This window comes from Pristimantibacillus sp. PTI5, assembly GCF_048572955.1.
Lineage (GTDB): Bacteria > Bacillota > Bacilli > Paenibacillales > Paenibacillaceae > Pristimantibacillus.
This window is the reverse complement of the sequence record NZ_CP183886.1, coordinates 3,674,985-3,695,488: the sequence shown is the minus strand read 5'-3', so window position 1 is coordinate 3,695,488 and position 20,504 is coordinate 3,674,985. Positions and strand designations below refer to the sequence as shown.

The 20,504-nt window shown below is 46.3% G+C and carries 18 protein-coding genes; 7 read left to right on the top strand and 11 right to left on the bottom strand.

Annotation, left to right across the window (positions count from 1 at the left end):
• The first annotated feature begins 98 nt into the window (after nucleotides 1-98).
• Nucleotides 99-710, top strand: coding sequence for a DUF1349 domain-containing protein (locus ACN6MW_RS16600; RefSeq protein WP_419871201.1), 612 nt, complete (start codon nucleotides 99-101; stop codon nucleotides 708-710).
• An 83-nt stretch (nucleotides 711-793) separates the two neighbouring features.
• Here ACN6MW_RS16600 and ACN6MW_RS16595 read toward each other — a convergent pair whose 3' ends face one another.
• The 3 genes from ACN6MW_RS16595 to ACN6MW_RS16585 form a co-directional block, all read right to left on the bottom strand.
• Nucleotides 794-1,915: an SGNH/GDSL hydrolase family protein gene (locus ACN6MW_RS16595; protein WP_419871200.1), complete on the bottom strand. Its 1,122-nt coding sequence runs from the start codon at nucleotides 1,913-1,915 to the stop codon at nucleotides 794-796.
• Nucleotides 1,916-2,120: 205 nt separating this feature from the next.
• A complete protein-coding gene (locus tag ACN6MW_RS16590; protein ID WP_419876366.1) occupies nucleotides 2,121-4,244 on the bottom strand; it encodes a serine hydrolase in 2,124 nt (707 codons plus the stop codon).
• Nucleotides 4,245-4,383: 139 nt separating this feature from the next.
• Nucleotides 4,384-5,676: an ATP-binding protein gene (locus ACN6MW_RS16585; RefSeq protein ID WP_419871199.1), complete on the bottom strand. Its 1,293-nt coding sequence runs from the start codon at nucleotides 5,674-5,676 to the stop codon at nucleotides 4,384-4,386.
• Between the two features lie 649 nt (nucleotides 5,677-6,325).
• Between ACN6MW_RS16585 and ACN6MW_RS16580 the strand changes: the two genes are divergently transcribed.
• The 3 genes from ACN6MW_RS16580 to ACN6MW_RS16570 are packed head-to-tail and all read left to right on the top strand — an operon-like array spanning nucleotide 6,326 to nucleotide 8,818.
• Nucleotides 6,326-7,087, top strand: coding sequence for a prolipoprotein diacylglyceryl transferase (locus ACN6MW_RS16580; RefSeq protein WP_419871198.1), 762 nt, complete (start codon nucleotides 6,326-6,328; stop codon nucleotides 7,085-7,087).
• 2 nt (nucleotides 7,088-7,089) lie between these two features.
• Nucleotides 7,090-8,529 (top strand): radical SAM protein, encoded by a 1,440-nt coding sequence (locus ACN6MW_RS16575; protein ID WP_419871197.1) that lies wholly within the window; start codon nucleotides 7,090-7,092, stop codon nucleotides 8,527-8,529.
• Nucleotides 8,513-8,818 (top strand): hypothetical protein, encoded by a 306-nt coding sequence (locus ACN6MW_RS16570; protein WP_419871196.1) that lies wholly within the window; start codon nucleotides 8,513-8,515, stop codon nucleotides 8,816-8,818. The genes ACN6MW_RS16575 and ACN6MW_RS16570 overlap by 17 nt, the downstream gene beginning before the upstream one ends.
• A 139-nt stretch (nucleotides 8,819-8,957) precedes the next feature.
• Here ACN6MW_RS16570 and ACN6MW_RS16565 read toward each other — a convergent pair whose 3' ends face one another.
• Both ACN6MW_RS16565 and ACN6MW_RS16560 read right to left on the bottom strand, forming a co-directional pair.
• Nucleotides 8,958-10,913 (bottom strand): M56 family metallopeptidase, encoded by a 1,956-nt coding sequence (locus ACN6MW_RS16565; RefSeq protein ID WP_419871195.1) that lies wholly within the window; start codon nucleotides 10,911-10,913, stop codon nucleotides 8,958-8,960.
• Nucleotides 10,914-10,915: 2 nt separating this feature from the next.
• Nucleotides 10,916-11,278, bottom strand: coding sequence for a BlaI/MecI/CopY family transcriptional regulator (locus ACN6MW_RS16560; protein ID WP_419871194.1), 363 nt, complete (start codon nucleotides 11,276-11,278; stop codon nucleotides 10,916-10,918).
• A gap of 711 nt (nucleotides 11,279-11,989) precedes the next feature.
• On the opposite strand from ACN6MW_RS16560, the gene ACN6MW_RS16555 reads away from it, so the two are divergent.
• A complete protein-coding gene (locus ACN6MW_RS16555; protein WP_364150538.1) occupies nucleotides 11,990-12,313 on the top strand; it encodes a 2Fe-2S iron-sulfur cluster-binding protein in 324 nt (107 codons plus the stop codon).
• Between the two features lie 208 nt (nucleotides 12,314-12,521).
• Here the strand turns inward: ACN6MW_RS16555 and ACN6MW_RS16550 are convergent, their stop codons facing one another.
• Nucleotides 12,522-12,941, bottom strand: coding sequence for a DUF1801 domain-containing protein (locus ACN6MW_RS16550; protein WP_419871193.1), 420 nt, complete (start codon nucleotides 12,939-12,941; stop codon nucleotides 12,522-12,524).
• A gap of 233 nt (nucleotides 12,942-13,174) precedes the next feature.
• Here ACN6MW_RS16550 and ACN6MW_RS16545 point away from each other — a divergent pair, with 233 nt between their 5' ends.
• Nucleotides 13,175-13,378 carry a DUF378 domain-containing protein gene (locus ACN6MW_RS16545; RefSeq protein WP_419871192.1) on the top strand — a complete coding sequence of 68 codons (204 nt, stop codon included), beginning with the start codon at nucleotides 13,175-13,177 and terminating at the stop codon, nucleotides 13,376-13,378.
• 101 nt (nucleotides 13,379-13,479) lie between these two features.
• Here ACN6MW_RS16545 and ACN6MW_RS16540 read toward each other — a convergent pair whose 3' ends face one another.
• From ACN6MW_RS16540 to ACN6MW_RS16520, 5 genes are all read right to left on the bottom strand, one after another.
• Nucleotides 13,480-14,325: a sugar phosphate isomerase/epimerase family protein gene (locus ACN6MW_RS16540; RefSeq protein WP_419871191.1), complete on the bottom strand. Its 846-nt coding sequence runs from the start codon at nucleotides 14,323-14,325 to the stop codon at nucleotides 13,480-13,482.
• 48 nt (nucleotides 14,326-14,373) lie between these two features.
• A complete protein-coding gene (locus tag ACN6MW_RS16535) occupies nucleotides 14,374-15,381 on the bottom strand; it encodes a zinc-dependent alcohol dehydrogenase (protein WP_419871190.1) in 1,008 nt (335 codons plus the stop codon).
• A 19-nt stretch (nucleotides 15,382-15,400) separates the two neighbouring features.
• Nucleotides 15,401-16,288, bottom strand: coding sequence for an AraC family transcriptional regulator (locus ACN6MW_RS16530; RefSeq protein ID WP_419871189.1), 888 nt, complete (start codon nucleotides 16,286-16,288; stop codon nucleotides 15,401-15,403).
• 112 nt (nucleotides 16,289-16,400) lie between these two features.
• Entirely contained in the window at nucleotides 16,401-17,165 is a 765-nt protein-coding gene (locus tag ACN6MW_RS16525; RefSeq protein ID WP_419876365.1) for a sugar phosphate isomerase/epimerase family protein, read from the bottom strand.
• A gap of 491 nt (nucleotides 17,166-17,656) precedes the next feature.
• Nucleotides 17,657-18,904, bottom strand: coding sequence for an MFS transporter (locus tag ACN6MW_RS16520; RefSeq protein ID WP_419871188.1), 1,248 nt, complete (start codon nucleotides 18,902-18,904; stop codon nucleotides 17,657-17,659).
• A 1,494-nt stretch (nucleotides 18,905-20,398) separates the two neighbouring features.
• Here ACN6MW_RS16520 and ACN6MW_RS16515 point away from each other — a divergent pair.
• Nucleotides 20,399-20,458 (top strand): hypothetical protein, encoded by a 60-nt coding sequence (locus ACN6MW_RS16515; protein WP_419876364.1) that lies wholly within the window; start codon nucleotides 20,399-20,401, stop codon nucleotides 20,456-20,458.
• Nucleotides 20,459-20,504 lie beyond the last annotated feature (46 nt).

Below are 20,504 nucleotides of genomic sequence, written 5' to 3'. Positions count from 1 at the left end.
AGTCTATTGCCTCAAATTAATGGGAAATTGTTGTAATAAAACATATTATTAAATAAAATGGTAGAGAAATATACCACATACAAAGCAGAGGTGTATCCATGAACTTATTTGATAGCTGCTCCGGCCAATCTGTGCAAGCAGGACTGAACTGGATAAATGAACCAGACCATTGGGAATTTGACGCCGATCGGGCATTAGTCGTCTCTGCACCAGCCGTTGCCGATTTTTTTATTGATCCGTCAGGGGACAATGTCAAATCCTCCGCACCTTTTTTGTATACCCGGGTCAAAGGCGATTTCAGCGCGGTCACCAGAGTCAGCGTGGAGATGAAGCAGCAATACGATTCCGGATGCTTGATGATCATGGCCGATGACACCCATTGGGCTAAGCTCTGCTTTGAGTTTTTTGCGGATCATCCCTCCATCCTCAGTGTCGTGACCAAGGAGAGCTCGGATGATTGCATCTCCGCCAAAGCAGAAACCAGTCAGCCGTATCTGCGAATGGCAAGGGCCGGAAACTGCTTCGCCTTCCACTATTCATTGGACGGGGAGCAATGGAAGCTGGTCCGTTATTTCAGGTTGGATTGCCCGGATGAGATCAAAGTAGGTGTGGTCGCGCAGTCCCCGGTCGGTGACGGCGCTCAAGCAAGGTTTGACCATTTTCTGCTAATCCAAGGCATCTCTGGCGATATTCGAACGGTCAATCCATAAAGCCAAAAAGAAGAGGCGCGCCGGGATCAGGCACACCTCTTCTCTTTATTTCGAACACGATGCTCTGTATTCTGAACACAATATCAAATGATTCCTTTTATATACTCCGCTAACTCTATCGCTGCTTTCTCATGGGCGGATCCTCCTGGGTGGCTTCTTGAACCTATTGTATCGTCAGTCATATTGGGAAGCTGAAAAACAGACATCATCCTATCGCCTGTTTTTCGGATATAAGAATCTACAGCACGGTAGATCGCCGGCATTAGCGGCATGCCTAGCATGCCATAGGCCCATACCAGATGGGCTTTTTTATTATATTTTCTAAGTTTAATGAGGAAGTTCTCAACTGCCTTCTCGAAGGATGCCAAATCTTCTTCATTATAGGTGCCATCTTCATTTAAACGTTGTTTATAGGTTTTCCCAGTGCTTTCGTCTGTCCATTCTGGTGTAAGAAATGCTCCCCCATCATTTGATCCGAGGTTGATCACGACAACATCAGGCTGCCAGGCATCAAAATCATTTTCATTAAAAGCGCCCAATGCTTCATTTTTTTCTCCGGTAAGCAGACCACACACATACTCGTAATATTCCGGAATATTAGCATGAGGATTATTATCCCAGCTCGTCAATACTCCCCATCCGCTTTGAGAAATAACTCGATATTCTGCATTCAGAGCTTCTGCCGTCATTGCGCTATAATTGTTTATGGCGCTAAACCACATCGGAACCCAGTCTTCTTCGGCTTTAGCTCCTATTGCGCCTTCTCCTGAAGTAATACTGTCACCAATAAACTCTAATTTATAGGGTCTCTCCTCAACCGGCAAAAGCTCTCCGTCAAACTTCACGGCATGAATCTGCAGCGAGCAGGCTGGATCCGCACTCATCGGCTGCACGTCTTTTACAATCCGGATATTCTTTATGACATTTTCATTCATGCCCCGAAATACACAGACCCAATGTCTCCCTGCCGTCACCATTTGCCTGCTTACAGGAACAGAATTCATCACTACACTAACCCACGGCTCATAAGTATCATAGTCTGCCTCTACTTCAATCCAAAGCTCAGAGCCTTTAACATTTAATTCAATTGCGCTTCCTGTCCAAAACAAGGTTAATGGAGAACGGCATCCTGTTGTTCTGCCATGAACTTTTATACGTTCGAGATCAGATAACGAATATTCTTTTAACTTTTCATTTCGCTTCATCCTATGCTCCTCCTAACTCTTCTGATAGTTTGAATTATACCCGTTTCCTTTTGATAGGAAATAGAAAGATTCTTTCGATGTTCGATGGTCAGTAAAGCTTGCCTAAGCAAAAAATAGAGCCTGCCATTATCGCTTCCCTTACGGTTGGCGTAATCGCAGGCTCTTGGCAAAGCCTTGAGTTACTCGTACCTAAAGTTTCGAGGCCCTATGAGGCTTTTGGTAAAATGACAGGACTGAAGCTTCCCGGTGCACTTTGCGAGAGCGCCGCAGCAATCTGATCCGTCGGCTGCGTAAGCAGCGCGAATAGAATGGCCGCCAGCTCCTGCTGGTTTAACACCTTCCGTGATTGGTAATTCGCTGCCCCTTTTGCATTCACTTGAACCTCCGGTCCATGGATGCCGAGAGCGACCATCATTTGAACGGCTGGAACTGCCCAAGCATCTGTTTTACCTTCAAGCTTCACATCTTTAAATAGCTCCTGAGGGTACTGAGCGCTTAGCAAGCGCCACAGCATAACCGCTGCTTCTTGACGCGTAATGGCGCGGTCCGGTACGAACTTCCCGGTGCCGCTGCCCTTCACCATGCCAAGCTCATAAGCTGCTTGGATGAAGGCTGCCGAAGGATGGCCTGCCAAGTCGCTAAAAGCCAGCTCCGTCGTTTTGCTGCCTTTCAGATTGTTCGACTCCAAAAGAAACTGCACGTATTCTCCTCTCGTTACCTGCCGTTCCGGACCAAATGCTTTGCTTGCATCGTTCGCATAATAGCCAAGCGACTGCAGCGTTAATATTTGCTCGGCATAAGCATGCTCTTTCGGCACATCGGTAAAGCCTGCCGGCTTTACCCCTTTGCTTGCATAGCCTAGCGGGTTGAGATAAGGCTCTTTCATATACAGAACGCTGCCGTTCTCATCCACCTTGAATGCGGTAAATTGATTCGTCAGCTCGTCGACGAATAAGTTGGCATCCACTTGATGCAGCTTACGAGGCCCGATAACAGCGTCGGTAATCGTCAGATCCGCATCCTCCGTCTTCAGGCTCGATACAATGCTTTGGAGCCGTAGATCCGCATAGTAACCGTTGAACTTTTCCAGCTCGTCGCTTGACGAAGCCTTGTAGTCGGCAAGCTTCGCGGGCGCCGCATATTGCGGGAAAAAGGTCTGAATGAACTGCGGATAAAACAGGTTGCGCAGTATGCCTTGTTGGTTATACGTTAAGAATACACCGGTATTCTGCTCGGGGATAAGAAATAAATAAGAGCTGAAATCTGGCAGATCGCCGCCTTTCGAAATGACTTTCGAACTGCTTCCGGCACCGGGAATCTGGAAAGGAGCTTCAAATCCATAAGTCGTATCAGGCAAAAGCGGATGAATAGCTGAGCGATATACTTCCATTTGGTCTACCGAGTTATTGGCAAGAATTCGACTGGATCCGGCTGCTCCGCCATTAAGGAAAGCAACCATAAATTTACCAACGTCCTCGGCGGTAGTAAGCATTCCGCCTTGCGGCATAATGGTTGGCGTGAGTGCGTAAGTCTCCACTCGCTGGCCTGCCGCATCATATCCTGCAGCCAATTGCTCCTTCAGCTTGCCTTCAAGTTTGAAGCCGCTGTTGTTCATTCCGAGCGGTTTAAAAATATTTTGGTCCATATAGGTCTCGAATGGTACGCCGCTAGCTTTCTCAACGACTAGCCCAAGCAGCATAGAAGCGAAATTATCATACATATAGGAGCTGCCCGGCTTCCGAACAACCGGAGGCAAATTGGCGCGGACATAGTCTTGAATGGAGACGACTTTATCAAAATCCAAGTGAAGATCTTCCTGATTCGGATCACGAATTTCAAATCCCGTCGTGTGTGTCAACAGATGCTCGATCGTAACGGGAGTGTTGAAAGGATTATCGACCTTTAGGTCTGGAACGTACTTCAAAAAATCGTCCTTTAGGCTAATCTTGCCCTGCTCGATAAGCTGCATAGCTGCTACGGCCGTAAAGGACTTCGAAACCGAAGCGATCCGGAACACAGTGGACGTTGGGTCTACTGCTTCTTTCGTCTCCTTATCCGCAACGCCATACCCTTTCTGCGCGATAACCTTGCCGTCTTTCACGACAACGACGGATGCGCCAACATAATGGGGTTTGGCAGCTTCCGAGGCAAAGAATCCATCGAGGAATTCTACTGCGCTTTTCTCATTCAGCTCTACTGGTTTTTCTCCGCCTCCGGTTTCCGTCGCTGCGGCGTAGACGGTTGAGGTCATTAAGCATACGGTCAATAAGGCTACGGCAAACGATTTGGCCCATAGAGCGGTTCTAGCAAAATACAAAAATCTTCTCATTTTCACACTGCCTCTCCCAAATTTTAGGTAACAAACCATTATTACGTATCCATTTATTGGGAGGTTTCACTTTTTGAAATACTAGGAAGCAAAAAAAAGAGGAAGACATGATGTCTCCCTCGCACTCCAGCTTCTTCGGTTATTCAATAGGCAGGATGATATCGATAGTCGTTCCTTGATTCACTTTACTCTTTATCGACATACTCCCCTTATGCCCTTCTATTATTTTATTCGTTACCATTAATCCGAGCCCCGTTCCCTTTTCCTTGGTAGAATGGAACGGCTCGCCGAGCTTTGGCAGCTCTTCCTCAGGAATGCCAACCCCCTGATCAATAAACCGGATTAATATTTGATCACGCTGAATATTTTTAACTTGAATACGGATGATTCCCCCATTATCCATCGCTTCCAGCGCATTTTTAAGGATGTTAATAAAAACCTGCTTCAGCTGATTTTCGTCACATTTCATTATGGGAATATTACGATCGTATTCGGTTATGATTTGTACATTGATTAGATTTGCCTGTGCGTCCAGCAACATTACGATATTACGAATAATACTTTCCAGATTCTTCTCTTCCAGCGAGCGGACGACCTGCGGATTTGAAACGACCATAAACTCATTTACAATAAAATTGATTCGTTCGATCTCAGCCTGCATAATCTCAAAATAGTTTTCATAACCAAGATTTTTAGAATTTAATAATTGCAAAAAGCCTTTTAAAGACGTTAAGGGATTTCGAATTTCATGAGCAACCCCCGCTGCCAATTGCCCTACCACCGAAAGCTTCTCAGACTTTATAAACATTTCCTCTGTTCGCTTTCTCTCTGTGATGTCTCTCATCACATTTTGAATCACGGGCTTACCCATATATTTTTCAATACAGATGCATGATGTTTCGATGTCTATAATTTCGCCATCTAAGCGAATAATCTTCTGCTCGATGCATTCCGACCGTTCTTCTGTCGGTATAATGGTTTGACTTCGTTCGATCTCCATCTCATGATAGTCGGGATGTAAAAAATCAAAGATCGGTTTACCTACTACTTCCTCAATCCTGGTTGCCCCAACGACTTTCAACGCAGCATCATTCGCATAGATCAAAATACCGTCGCTATGAATCGTTATAGGCTCCGGCGAAAGCTTAATGATTTTCCGGTATCTGGACTCGCTGTCACGAAGCATTTCTTCTATTTGATTCCGCTTAAAATTATTAATCTTTATAAGGACATACAGCAACCAAGCCATGATAAGGACAAAGAAAAGGCCTTTTAACGTTTGTATTCTAGTTATCGTTTCCGCATCTTTGAAAAATATAGCTAATACAGTGTCTGTCATTACAATCCACAGACCTGTAATAAGTGCATAAATGAATACTATTTTTAAAATGTTACGTTTTCCATTGAACTTTTCTTGTCTGCTTGAGCCCATGCCCATCATACTTCCCTACTTTTCCCTATAAGTCGCTTCGATCCTTAGGTGCATAGCTCTGAAAAAACTTAAGAGCGGTTCCAATCCGCATTATGTAGAGTGATTTCCTGAAGGAATTAAAATTTAGCATATTTTTACATAAAAAGTCCAAACTGAAAAATATTTATTCTTCTTTACTTATACATCGGAAATTATTCTCCTAATATGACCGAGTATAAGATAATTTATTTTCCTAGTCAATGCTAATTCCGGCAGTTTCCAATGATCATGCTAGGATTTAATTTCAGGTGATTATTGAACGCACAAAGCATCGGTTTTGCAACAGCCGTAAGCCCCATTTTAGCTAATAAATAGTTTATGAACTAAGCAGCAAGAACACTTCCTTTACAAATAATTTATATTTTAAAAAGCAATATCTTTCACTTTTTTCAAATGGAACGGACGTAAAATACTATTTATTAAGGGGAATTTTTCTTGTATTTAAACTTATACTTTTCATTATTCATATTTCTTCATTCCTATTTCACTTTTTTCATTTTGAAAACAATAGAAGTACCATCAACTGCATCGGAGATACTCCTAAAGGATTATCTATTATCGCTAGCGAATTTATAGAAAACAATCCCATAAAACGAAACTGGAGAACGCGATGACCTTCCCTATTTGGATCAATCTTGGCTTTATCAAGCTGCATCCCCATGCGGTATTTGAAGCGCTCGCATATTTTATCGGCTTTCGAGTGTACCTCTACACCCGCAGCAAAGATAAGCTTCCGATCGTGCAGGGCATGTGGATCATTGTCGGGGCTATTCTAGGAGCTGCTATCGGGTCTAAAGTGTTGTATTGGCTGGAGGATCCCCTGCGGACGATCGAAAATTGGCACAGCTACACCTATTTAATGGAGGGCAAAACGATAGTCGGAGGACTGTTAGGCGGACTGATCGGCGTGGAGTGGATGAAGAAGCGTGTCCGCATTACCCGTTCCACCGGCGACGATATGGCACTGCCGATTATAGTAGGCATGGTCATTGGGCGTATCGGCTGCTTTATGACTGGCCTTAGCGATCATACCTACGGCACGCCGACAACATGGATAACAGGCATTGATTTTGGCGACGGTATTCTTAGGCATCCTACTCAGCTATATGAAATTGCTTTCCTGCTTCTGCTTGGCGGGATGCTCTACCGATGGAAAAAAAGAGCCGCATTGCCTGACGGAGCGATTTTCCAGCTTTTTATGGCGGGGTATCTCATTTTCCGCTTAGCCGTAGATTTTATAAAGCCAACCCCTCATCCGTTTCTCGGCCTTAACAATATTCAGTTGGCTTGCCTCGCCGGCATCATCTATTACTTTGCTTTGATGTACAAATGGCTGGGGCAGCCGCTGCGCTCACATAAAAAGGAGTTGTAACGATGACAACGAAAAACAGACCGTACATTTTTTACGAGCTAACGAACAGCATCTGTTCAAAATGTTTGCGCAAGGTCGAAGCCAAAGTCATCATCGAGGACAATCAAGTGTTTCTGCTCAAATATTGCGGACATCACGGACGGGAAAAGGTACTGATTGCAAGCGATGCCGCCTATTATAAGAAATGCCGCGAATTTCTGAAGCCCGCGGAAATGCCGCAGCAATGGAACACGCCGATTCGCTACGGCTGTCCCTATGATTGCGGACTATGTCCCGATCATGAGCAGCATAGCTGTCTGACGCTGCTCGAGGTCACAGACCGCTGCAACCTGCAATGTCCGATTTGCTATGCAGAGTCCTCCCCGCATAAGGGCTCATGGCGCTCGCTGGAGCAGATCGAGAGCATGCTTGATGCCATCGTCCGCAACGAGGCCGAGCCCGACATTGTGCAAATTAGCGGGGGCGAGCCTACGATACATCCGCAGTTTTTCGAAATACTAGACCTCGCCAAAAGCAAGCCAATCAAGCATATTATGGTCAACACCAATGGCCTCCGCATTGCTCAGGATCGCAGCTTTGCCAAGCGGTTAGCCGAATATATGCCCGGCTTTGAAATTTATTTGCAGTTCGACAGCTTCCAGGAGGAGGCGCTGCGAGAGCTTCGCGGCGTTGATTTGCGCGACGTTCGACGCCGGGCCTTAGAGCATTTGAACGAATTCAATATTTCGACCACGCTGGTCGTTACGCTCAAAAAAGGACTGAACGATCATGAGATCGGTGACATTATTCAGTTCGGCCTGAAGCAGCCCGCCGTACGCGGCGTGACCTTCCAGCCAATCCAAGCGGCAGGACGATTGGAAGAATACGATCCGGCCAAGGATCGCTTGACCCTTAGCGAGGTGCGGCAAGGAATCATTGACCAATCAGGCATTTTTCGCCCTGAGGATATTATTCCGGTGCCATGCCATCCCGATTGTTTGGCGATGGGCTACGCCTTGAAGCTTGGCGGTGATGTGCTGCCGCTTACCGGATTAATGGACCCGCAAATCTTACTGGAGGGCGGACGCAACACGATCGTGTTCGAGCAGGATCAAACCCTGAAGTCCAAAATATTCGAGCTGTTCTCGACTGCCCATTCCCCTGCTTCTTCAGCACTGTCGCTGAAAAACCTGCTGTGCTGCTTGCCGATGGTCTCCGTACCGGACAACATCAGCTATGATAATGTATTCCGTGTCATCATTATGCAATTTTTAGATCCGTACAATTTTGATGTACGCTCCGTCAAAAAATCTTGTGTCCACATCGTACACCCCGATGGACGAATCATTCCTTTTGACACGTACAATATGTTCTATCGCGGTGATCAGGAGAAGAAGCTCGCTGAGCTGAGAAGTGAATTTGACATGCGTCCGGGAGGTAAAATCAATGAGTGGAATGAGTGATGAGAATAACAAGCAGGTAGATGTACCGCCTACCGGCAAATCGCCTGACCATACCAAGCAGGTATGGCTCGGAATGGGACTGCTGGCCCTGCTGCATTTATTGCTTTTCCTTTTTCCTGTCGCCTTTTTCTTAATCGGCATCGCACAAATAATATACCTGCTTCCTGCTCTCCTTATTTTCCATAAAAAAAGCGGTATCGTTCAAGGATTACTGCTTGGCGCAGGCATTACTTTTCTGTTGAACGCAACCTGCTTTGGGCTCGTGCTTACCGGGAATTTTTCACTATAAATCTAATTCATTATTATCCAGGATGGCCTGTTTTTCCAAATCGTTGACTTGTGAATACACAGGAATCACGCAGCACAAAAAAGAGCCAATACAGTCTCACCTGTCAAAGGGAAGCTATATTGGCTCTTTGTTTGTGAGTTCACTCATTAGCTGCAGCGTTTAATAATATCTGCCCATTTGCATAAACAATATCCGTTATAAAATCGGTTCTCTTCGTATCAAAATTAGCAAAGTTCGCCATGTTTGAGATGGCTGCTTCATAAAGAGATAGGCTGCCGTCACGATTATCCACGAGGGTCATATCCTCATTCAAATGCGTGTATGGTAAGATAAAAATTTCTTTGGCAGACGGGTTAAAATAAGCCGCATGAGAGCGATGAAGGCCCGAGCCCCATGAATAAGTAAAATACAATTCCGATTCCCCGTCGCTGTCCATATCGGCCAGAGCCATGCTTGTTACGCCAAGGCCGCCGAACCACTCACCAAGTGGATAGACTTCGCCCCCATATAGCAAAAACGATGCGGAGGATTTGTCATATTTGAAAATCCGATATTCAGAGTTTTCTTTCATTGATTCCGGTGTGATGTTATAGCACTTGTCTGTGTCATAGCCTGAGTTGAAATCCTTTTGCAAAGCTAGAAAAGCATCGACACCGTCCTGAGTTCCCACGATAGCAGCATTTTCAAATATTTCCTCGTCAAGCTTCGAAATCTTATAAATACTCCAAATATATTCGCTCTTTAGGATATTGGCGCTATCTTTATGCATTTTCGCCAGCCATATCTCATCATCCAGCAAATAAAGACAATAACCAGGATTTACGGCCGAATGGTTAAAAACATACTGATAGCGCTCCTTAAACCCGGAAATTTTAGGAGCATTCATGCCCGGCATCATAAAGCTGTTCTTGAACTCCTGCTCGTCTAAAGTTTCCCGTTCATAGACAGCGGCCATTTTCTGTTGATTTCCCGCTTCGTCGGTTACGATTAGCGAGTTTTCGGTAAGTGTGTAGTACTCCTTAAATCCTTCAAAAGCCATAAACGAGCTCAGTGGATTCATATATATCTGCTTTTCAAAGCGATAGCTGCCATAAGGCTTTCCCGTTTCTTTCAATGCCCCATTCACGATTGGATTTGTGGCACAGACAGCGACAGCCAGTATACAGATAGCGGCAGAGAAGGCGATCACTCGTTTTTTCGGCGCTTTAAAACGCAGGATATTTTTTACGCGCTCTCGGATGCCCGTCTCTCCGAAGGCCAGCGGACTGGCTGATGGAAAGCGGCGGTTTGCCGCAAAAGAGAGCAATGACGTGCAATACTCCTTCGCGATGCCCGAACCGGTCTCCGACAGCACCTTTTCATCGCAGCTCATTTCCATGTCTTTGGCCATCAAAGCGAAGGCAAGCCATGCAAGTGGATTAAACCAGTGAAAGGCAAGAACCACAAAGGCGAACGGCTTGATTAGGTGATCTTTCCTTTTTAAATGATAAGCTTCGTGCTTCAGGATGAAGACGCGTTCTTGTTCCCGAAGCCCGAAGGGGATATAAATTCGCGGCTTGATAAAGCCAAGAATAAATGGCGACCGAATATTGTCGGCCTCAAATATGTAGTTATCCATACGGATTGCTGTGACCATGCGACGTTTCAAGCGGAAGTATGACACTACGCCGTAAATAAGCAATGCAGCGACGCCTGAACTCCACACGATTGTGCCGAGCTGTATCCACATTTGCAGAGGATTCGCGCTTTCGTCCGGGGCAGCCGGAGGCAGACTTTCACTTATGATGACGTTCATGGTCGGTATGCCCACCGACATTCCCGGATTCTCCATATCGCCGATATCTGAAGGCACATAGCTCAGCGCCGCTTCGCCGCTCTTTTGTGCCGCGGTCATATCAAAGGGGGCCGCATTAAAGATGCTGAACTCCGAAGAAATAGACACCGGACAGACTAGGCGGAACAGAACAACAGCCCACAACAAATAGGAATACTTCTTCGGCGCTCGTTTCAGCAGCAGACGGATGAGAAGCACGGCGACGATCACATAAGTTGCTGTGAGGGTCATATTAAGTATTTTTAGAAACAATGTTTCCATACTTATCCCTCCTTATGCTCGTCAATCAGGCGCTTAAGCTCATCAGCTTCCTTATTGGAGATGGCTTTATTGCCGAAAAAAGATACGAGAAACTGGGGCAGAGAGCCTTCAAAGGTCCGCTCAATAAAATGTTCGCTCTCATACGCTTGTATCTGCTCTTTTGGGATAATGGAGCTTACAATGGTATCCTCATTTTTAAGAAGCCCCTTTTCACACATTTTCCGAAGCACGGTATAGGTGGTGGGCTTCTTCCAGCCCAACTTTTCTAAACATAGAGTTACCAGCCTTCCCGACGCCACTGGTTCGCTCTCCCACACGACTAGCATAAAGCGATAATCACTTTCACATAGCTTCAAGTTACTCATTATAACCTCCCCTATTCTGGTTTATAGTTATAAACCCATACAATGAGTTTATAACTATAAACCAGAATAGTCAATGTAAATAGGGAGCAAGGTCGAAAAGCATGCAATTGACTTCGAGCATAAAAAATACACCGCCCGAGGCGTACAGCCTACATGACGATGTATCCAAATGGAAAGGCTTGATCTCTGCTTATTCCGTTGGATTGACCGCAAAGATAGAATGGATATTACCCTCTGGTTCAGCGAAAAATCCGGTTGTATGCCCCCATGACATTGACATTGGCTCAGAAATTGCCGTGGCGCCTTTCAAAATAAATTCCTCATACTGATCACGGACATCGGAGAATTACATTCAAAGTTCAGTTCGAAAGCCTGACCTTTGCGTTCTTCGATGAAGGAATAATGCTTGTTCGTGTTATCAGCCATCAGTTGTTTGGAGCATATCGCGAGACGAACTCCCTTAAATTTAGAACAAATGTTCTTATTCGCTATTCTCGAAAGATGGTACACTTCAGATTTTGATCATTCGACTTCCTGTTGAACGACTCCCCCATCGCAACCAGATTCCCGCTATCCGAACTCCAATCACTCCAACTATCGGATTCTTTTTTAATAAATGGCTAGCGAATTGGACTTATTCACCAAGGTAATGGTTTAATATAAGCAGAGTTGGGTAAATATGAGGATGAACAATCCGAGGAGGAATGGCCAATGCCGACGGTTCAAGTAGAAGGAAGAGACGCCATTCAGGCAGTTGCAGGCACGAAGCTCGTACTTGCATTAGAGGATAGCGGGATCGACATCTTGCACAGATGCGGCGGCAATGCCAGGTGCACGACATGCGCCGTAGAAGTACTCTCTGGGGATGCGGGCGAGATAGAAGAGGCAGAAGCGACAGTCCTCCGCAACAAAGGAATCGAGGACGCAGCTATCCGGCTATCTTGCCAAATTCGGCTGCATAGTGACGTAACGGTCCGGCTTATCAAGACAGCGACCTCTACGGGCTTGGAGCCCGGAACTCGTCCACAGGAGTGATCGAACCACCTCTTTGTCGCGATATACGGTGTTGGAGAAGTAAGTTGCGATCATCACGATAAGGGTATATCAGGCTAATTGCTAGTAAATTGAAGGGCTGGGGTTCCTCGTTTGAGGGCTCGCAGGCCCTTTATTTGTTGTGTAGGACCGAGCAATCGCTCGGAGTTCATATCTCCATGGCCGGTTGCTGTAGGGCTGTGTGCATTTATCATAAACCAAGCATTGGAAGATGTTTTCGGGAATGGTAAGTGAGGGAAAATAAAATGCATTGTTTCAATTCATCCACTGGTATTTCATCGTTATCATCGAACACAATCGCCCGATTGCCTTCATAGTTGAATATATCTCTAAAAAGCTCCTTGAATGTGTCAACCAGCTTTGTTTTACAGTTAAAATACATTGCATACTGATGTGGGCTTGACTTTTTCCAGTCTATTCTGATTGTGCTTCCACTTTTTGTGACGTAACTAGGTTCACCCCATTTTAGTGTCTCTTCCAGGGGATCAATACCATCTATCTCTGATGCAGTATCCAGAATTAATTGGCGAAGAAACAACAACTTCTTCTGAATGTGTTCCGGATAATGTTCGAACACAGCTGCTACCATAGTGTTTTCAATCGCGCCCATAGGATCAATTCCTCTCCTTAATTCTCATAAGGCTTCGACTGGTCAAAATACTTCGGACGATATGCCAGCGCCCATGTGCATCGACCTCCCTTAAACTACAAAAAATGCGGCTTGTATGGCATATCCTGCGGCAGCTGCTCATAAACCTAAACTATGCAACCAAGAATCAGCACACCTATATCAGACCGTTGCTCCAAAAAAAGTTGAGAACCCCATTAAGGAGGCTGTTTCTAATGAAGGTACTTAACGTAATCAGTCTTATTCTGGTCATCCTAGGCGGCTTAAACTGGTTATCCGTTGGCTTGTTCAATTACGACGTCGTCAGTGAACTTTTCGGGGGTACGGAAGAAGTTGTGTCGCGAATCGTATATATCGTCGTCGGTGTCGCAGCGCTTTATGCTCTCTCCTTCTTCTCAAAGATAGCAAGCGAGGATTAAAGAAAAACGACAGAAACCGCAGGACACGTCTGGGTTTACCGGATGTGTCCTGCGGTTTTTATGTTGCCTTTTATTTCATTCGTAGTGTTTTGCAGCTGTAGTTACACGTCGCCAAGCGTTGAAAACACCCGGTCAAAGCCTGCCTTCGAGCGAAGGAACGCCTCTTCCGTCGTTGGTTGAGCGTCATCTCCATACGGCATCAACACTTCTTGCGCAACTACGCCCGTATAGCCGATTTTTCGCAAGCTGCGTAAAAAACCACTCAAATCGATAACACCCTCTCCCGGATAAAGCCGATCATGATCCAATACTTGCTCGATCGGCATCGATTTGGCATCATTAATATGGACGTACACAACTTGATTAGCCGACAATCGCTCCAGATCCCCGGTCGTTAAGCCACTGGTATGCCAATGATAAGAATCTAGCAGCAAGCCGACATTTGGCCTGTCGATTGCATCCATGAACGCTAAAGTATCCTCCATCGTATGGATGAAAGGATGCTTGTAAGCCGTTCGCCAATGATGCGGACCGACGAATTCAAGGCCCAGCTTCATACCGTATACGCCTAAAATATCCGCGCATCGTCTAAGCCGACGAACCGCATGTACGGCCAGCACTGCCGGGGAAAGGGCCGTCGAAGGCAATATATACGTGCAGCAGGTATCGCTTCCCAGCAAAACCGCCGCTTTGGCGCGAGCCTCCAACAAGGCCAAACCGTCCAGAAACTCTTCCTCACCGTTCCGCCATTCCACGCCTAGATCGAAAGCACCCATCGCCATCCCGTACGAATTCAGCAATTCCCTAGCAGCTTCTAGCCCGTAAGTTTCAATCAAGCCTGCCGCATCAATCTCCACAGCTTGAAATCCATTTTCCGCTGCCAACTCAATCAACCGCTTATCATCGCCGACCCTACCTAGTCCCGCCCGGGTCAATCCTCTTAACATATACCCCAGCTCCATTAGAAAAATAGAATAATCGCAATACTGCCGTTTTTAAGACCAATCGAATAAAACGCCATAGTAATGCTCTTTGTCGTTTCTTAATCCTTCGTACGCGGACGCCGCTTCCTCCGGTTTAAGAATATGACTGATTAGCGGTTCGATGCACAGCTTGTTCTTCGCCATTAAATCAAAAACGATTTGCGAATTTCGTACTAAGGAATGCTTCACGAACGAGTCCTTCTCCACCGGATAACGCCATTCATGCGCCCCTTTGAAGGCAATGCTGCCGTAATTCATCAAATGAACGTAATTCAGCATCTCGGTGACGTTGGTCTGATACTGCCCCCGCGGACTGCCAAGAAGAATCAGCTCCCCGAACTTGGCGATCAAAGGCAAATTATCGACGGCTACCTTCGGCACTCCGGTCGCTTCAATCAAGACAGACGCGCCTTCGCCTTTCGTCAGCCTCATTACCTCTTCCCGGATATCCCCGCGTCCTGCATGCAAAGCCGCGTCAATCCCCGTCGTTTCCGCCATCTTCAATCGTTGACTCGACAGATCGATTCCAAACACATTCGCTCCCTGCAGCTTGGCCAATTGGGAGGCCATATTGCCGATCAACCCCAGCCCCGTAACGACGACGTTGTCTCCCAATTCAATTTGCGACACCCGAGTCGAGGTGAAGGCCACCGTCGCCATCCGCGTGAAAGGAACCCAAGTTAACGGAACATTCTGCGGAGCCTTCAAAAACACACCAGTCGTCGGAACGATTTGATAAGTAGAATGATCGCCGTAATGGAAAACAAGATCGCCGGGACTAAACTGCCGGGCGCCTTTGCCTACTTCTATAATTTCGCTCACCGAGGCGTACCCGGGTACCCCGGGCATGCCAAACCACCCTTCGTTTCCGGACAAGCATGCAAGCTCCGTACCCGGGCTGATTAATGTATATCTCTTTTTAACTAACGCCTCATGATCTCCAATGCGGGAAATGAATAACGGCGCATCATGCACCTCAACCTGCCATGGCGCCGCGAATACGATCTGTTTATTTTGCAATAGTAAAATGCTCCTCTTCTTATATGTCTTTGCGGATCGTGGAATGTGCGGCGAAAAACTGGCTAGGCGTAATACCAACCGTCGTCTTGAAGGAACGGCTGAACAAATGAATGCTGGAGAAGCCTACCTCTTCCGCAATGGCCGTTAACGTTTTGTGTCCTTCGATAATTTTTGCTTTGGCTTGCTCGATCCGCACATGGGTTAAATATTTATGAATCGTTATATTCAATTGCTCCTTGAATAAAAAGGATAAATGATTGGTCGAGACGCCGGCATGCTCGCTGATCGTCACATTATCGAGCCCTGTATCGGCGTAATGCTCATTGATGAAGTTGATTGATTTCTCAAGCACACCCCATCCTTTGGTCATCTTGCCTTCCTGCTCGTTGCTGCCGTTTTGTCCCTTGAGGAAAAAGCAAAGCAACTCGATGCCTATCGCCTTGGCCATTAAATCGCGGTTGGACCCCTCGTCCAAGAAAATCTTTTGCAACAGCAGAAATCTTCTCTTCAAGTCGATACGGTCCACCTTACGCAAATGAGAGACAGGAAAAACGGCGTCCAAAGCTTTTTCCCTCTCGGGAACTTGTCTGGTCTGCTCATTGATGAGCCCCGTTTCCTTCCAGCCGCTCCGGATTTCGTCGTAATGAAGATCGAAATGCACAATGTATTGAATCAAGGGAACGTCTGACGTCGTTCGAATGATATGCGGAAGCAAGGGGGGCATCAGAAAGAGATCTCCCTCTTTTGCCAGATACTTTACCCCGTTTAAGACAAAATCCGCTTCTCCTTGCTCGATATAGGTAAAGACATGGTCAAAATCAATCCACTCGCCGGAGAGGGAAGAAGATTTTACGATTTTGACGAGTCTCACATGTGGAGAAATGGTATTCATCCATGCTTCCATCATTCGCTCCTCCAAATTTCCTTTATCGTCATCCGACACGAGCGCTTACATCTTACTGCATGCCCGTTGGACCATGCACTAAATATAATCCATTATCGGCAACGATTACAGTCCCCTATCCACATCCTCTTACCGGTATACGAAGCCGTTGCTCCACGAAATCTCTGCAAATTTCCAAGCTGCGATAGGGCGTGCTTGTGGACCGGTCGATCTCGACTGTCACCCAGCCTTGATATTGAACATCGTTCAACGCTTCGATAATAGAGTCGAAATCGATTTTACCAAGCCCCAGCTCGCAAAAGACTGGCACCTCGTTTCCGTCAAGCATCGGAAAATCTTCCGCAACGGCGCCTTCTTTCGTAACATCCTTCAGATGCACGTAAGCGACTCTATCTTTGTAGCGACGAATCAGCTCGGCGGGATTCATTCCGGCTCCAGTCAATTGGGCGGTGTCCGGCGCAAAGAAAACGACATCGGAATCGCATAGTTCCATTATGGTATCCAGCTCATTCTCGTTCTGCACTTCAGTCCATAAATGCGGATGAAGGCAGGCTTTGACGCCCAGCTCGAAAGTGCGTTTCGCCGTCTCGATGATGGTTGCAGTCGCCGTCTTCAGCTCCTCCAAGCTGGCCGGCCTTTGCCGGGGACCACCGGGGCCAAGCACCAAATGCCCTGCTCCGCATTGCGAAACTATTCGTGCCAGCCGCACATTATAATCTATAATCTCCTGCCTTTTAGACGGATCTGTAAATTTGCTGGACACAGCTCCCGTAACGCCTCCGTAGAGCGCCGCCAATTCCAAGTTGTACTGAGCCAGCAATTCTTTAAACTGCGCGATATTTTGTTCATATTGAAGCGCAAAAGAAGGCCATGGCTCGATCGCCCGATAACCGAGCTTGGAAGCTTCCTCAAGCGCCTGCAGATGGTTGTCGCCCCATGTAATGGCGTGTACCGCTATCTTTCCTTTAAATGCATTTATACGGTTTCACCCCCATAACAAAATAAAAAAATCCGGATATAACCCGATTATAGGGTTGTATCCGGACATAATCTTTAGCTTAAACCATTAATTTTTATCTAAAACACGGCTAAGGACTTTCACTAAGCCATCTCCCATAAATTAAAGAATTTATCTTGTCTGCTTCGTATACGAGCGTTCATCCAACTCAACCGCTCACAAAAGTATTTTCTGAGAGCGAATGTTGAATCCCTGTTGATTAGATGGCCTTTTGTTCATCAAGGTCACTTGCCTCACACGGTGATGCATCCGAACATCGCATACTAACATGTTAGTCTAAGGCTTTTCCTCACCCGTAGCAACCGGGTTGCTTGGGCTGGAACTCCAATCGCTCCAGCTGCAAAATTCATCACTCACTCCTGCGATGCTTCCTTGGTTACAGGCATTCCGGCTTCAATTAAGCGTTTGTTACCACCGAAGAATATGGCTAGAATAATGATTAACAATCCGGTCCCAACAAGCAGCCATTCAATTTCAATCACATCCGCAAGAGGGCCAAATATCAGCATGCCAATTGGCATCATCGAAGTCGATATCATACCGAATACGCCGAAAATGCGCCCCATATAATTCGGATCCACCTTTTCCTGCAGCAAGACGGTCGTTGGCGTATTCGCCAATGGTATTGCAACGCCGAATACAGCCATCACCATTAAGTAAATCCAGAAAATCGGGACAATGCCCAAAACTAACGTGCATACGCCCATAATCAGGTTACCGAAAGTCATCGTATAGACTTTGTTGCGGAAGCCGCCCCATGATGCGATTATGGCTCCACCGGCCATCATCCCGATTGAAAAAGCAATTTCAATGGCCGTCAATCGCCAATAATCATCTCCGAAGCTGCGAGTGACTTGCAGCGGCGTTAAAAACGCGGCCGGAGCCATTAATACAAAGAAAAAGGCGAAAAAAATAAAAAAGGTTTTCAGAAAGCTATGGTTCTTAATGTAGATTAATCCCTGCTTGAAGTCATCCAAATAAGTTGTCGTTTGTTTATCCGACGCCTTTTGATGCAAAGGGATTTTGAGAAAGAAAAATAACGTAAAGATCGCGATTACCGCTGTGACCACATCGATAAAGAAAATGGCTTCGATGGTTGCCACGGAAAGCAACGTCGCGCTGACAATCGGCGCTACGAACATCATTAGCGCCTGAAGAGTTCCATTTATTCCGTTCACCTTCGTCAGCTTATCCTCCGGCACAATTTGAGGCAATATCGCTCCCACTGCAGGCGTTTGAATGCCTGCTCCGAGCGCGCGGACAGCGGCAATAACAAACAACAACCATGGCTCGTCATATCCCAGTGAAAATGTGATGGCGAGCAGCAACGTAACAATAGAGATCATGGCATCCGATATTATAATCAGATATTTTCGATTGAATCGGTCCGCCCACACACCGGCAAACGGTGATAACAGAAAAGTAGGAATGAACCCGCAGACGATAAATAGCGTCATCATAAGACCTGATTTTGTAGTAAGCGTCACGTGCCACATAATCGCATATTGAACTAATGCAGAACCAAATAACGAAACAGTTTGACTGCTTAGAAAAAGAATAATATCCCTTTTCCAATGTTTGGATTCTTCGGCATGTGTCATCTCTTACACCTTTCTGGAGCAAAAGTATTCATCATTGATTTCGAGGCTTCCTCAGAGTAAGTCATTGCCATATTCCATGCAACTAATTCTATCTGCAGGCACAGAATAATTGCAAATATCGCTTTCTATACAACTTACTTCTCCCAGTAAATCAAAAATGGTTCGCCCACTCTTATTATGACATGAACAAAAACGGTCGGTTTCTTATGGATTGCTGGTTTCACCTTTCCAATCATCCGACTTCCACTATCAGGCTGCAGAGCATAACAAATACATCGCCCAGGGCAAGCTGCCCATATGGCGATGTATTCATCAGACGCATACTACTATGCTGTTTAAGCCTTCTCCTGTTCCCCTATAGCCACAGGGTTTTGTGGGTCCGAACTCCAATCACTCAAGCTGTCGATCCTGCCTTGAAAATGGTTTCAGTGCGGGAACTTTAGACCTGTACGGAGCATCGTGATCCGCCAGCTTCATTGTATCGTCGACCATGGTGACGGAGGGTTGTTGTTCTCTGCCGCGAAGTCCAAAAGCTCGGCGTTCGACACGCCAGCGCCATTGGCTCGGAGAGCGCAGAAGTTGGATGGTACAAGGGATACATATTCAATTAAGTTCATCATCATCCTCAAGCAGCATCGCGAAGTGCGAGGCTTGCCCCGGCAACGCTGGTGGCGTCAAACCACTTTGTGGTGGCAGCGTTGCTCAACCCCCACAACCCCCTTGCCCACGAGCATGCCACCATACATGCCACCAATCTACCAGTCGTGGCGCTGTATTTAAACTCATTAGGGCGAGAAGTACCTACCGGCAAGGGGTTGCGAGGGGTGGCACTTCGCTGCCACCACAAATGACTTGATGCCACCAATAACTAAAGAGCCTAAGGACTATAATTCGATTCAAGAAATAGACTTGGCTGGGGAATCTACATCAATCGTTCTGCTGTATGTATTTCCACGCTCTCCGAACCAATGGTGCTAGCGTACAAAACAATCTGAGCTTGGTGGCGGCGACCTTGAGCAAGGGTGTTCCTCTCTCAGCTACGTACATGTAATGAAGCAACACGCTAGAAGCAAGCGTATCACTCTCGATCATGTATCTGTAAACACCGCAATGTGCCTTGCTTGAAACCATTTTCATACGACAGGTGACAGCTTGAGTGAGGCAGTAGTGTTGTACGGCTGGATGAAGAAGTACGGCAATGGCCGGAAAGCGTATATGAGCGCTATTCTTGAACTTCATGACAATCCAATTGTCTCTTATCCAGGGCGGCTTGCAATGCCCGTTTTAACGTCTAGAATACAAGTGGATTGTTGTTGTTGATGAGAATGACATGACCCAGAACATGTCCCGTGTTGAACGATGCATCGATAATGGTCCAATGGGAACTTACTGAGAACTTTAAAATGTGAGAAGTATTATATACATACATACCATATCTTTGAGGAGCTGGAAAAGGACGTTGACGCCTAAATCCGTTTTTACAGTTACAAACGGTTGCAGGCTAAACTAAACGGCCTCAGTCCCATGGAATTCAGGACGAAGGCCGCTTACTAAATTTATTTATTGTAATGCCTACTTGAAGTGGTGCAGTAGTTCATGG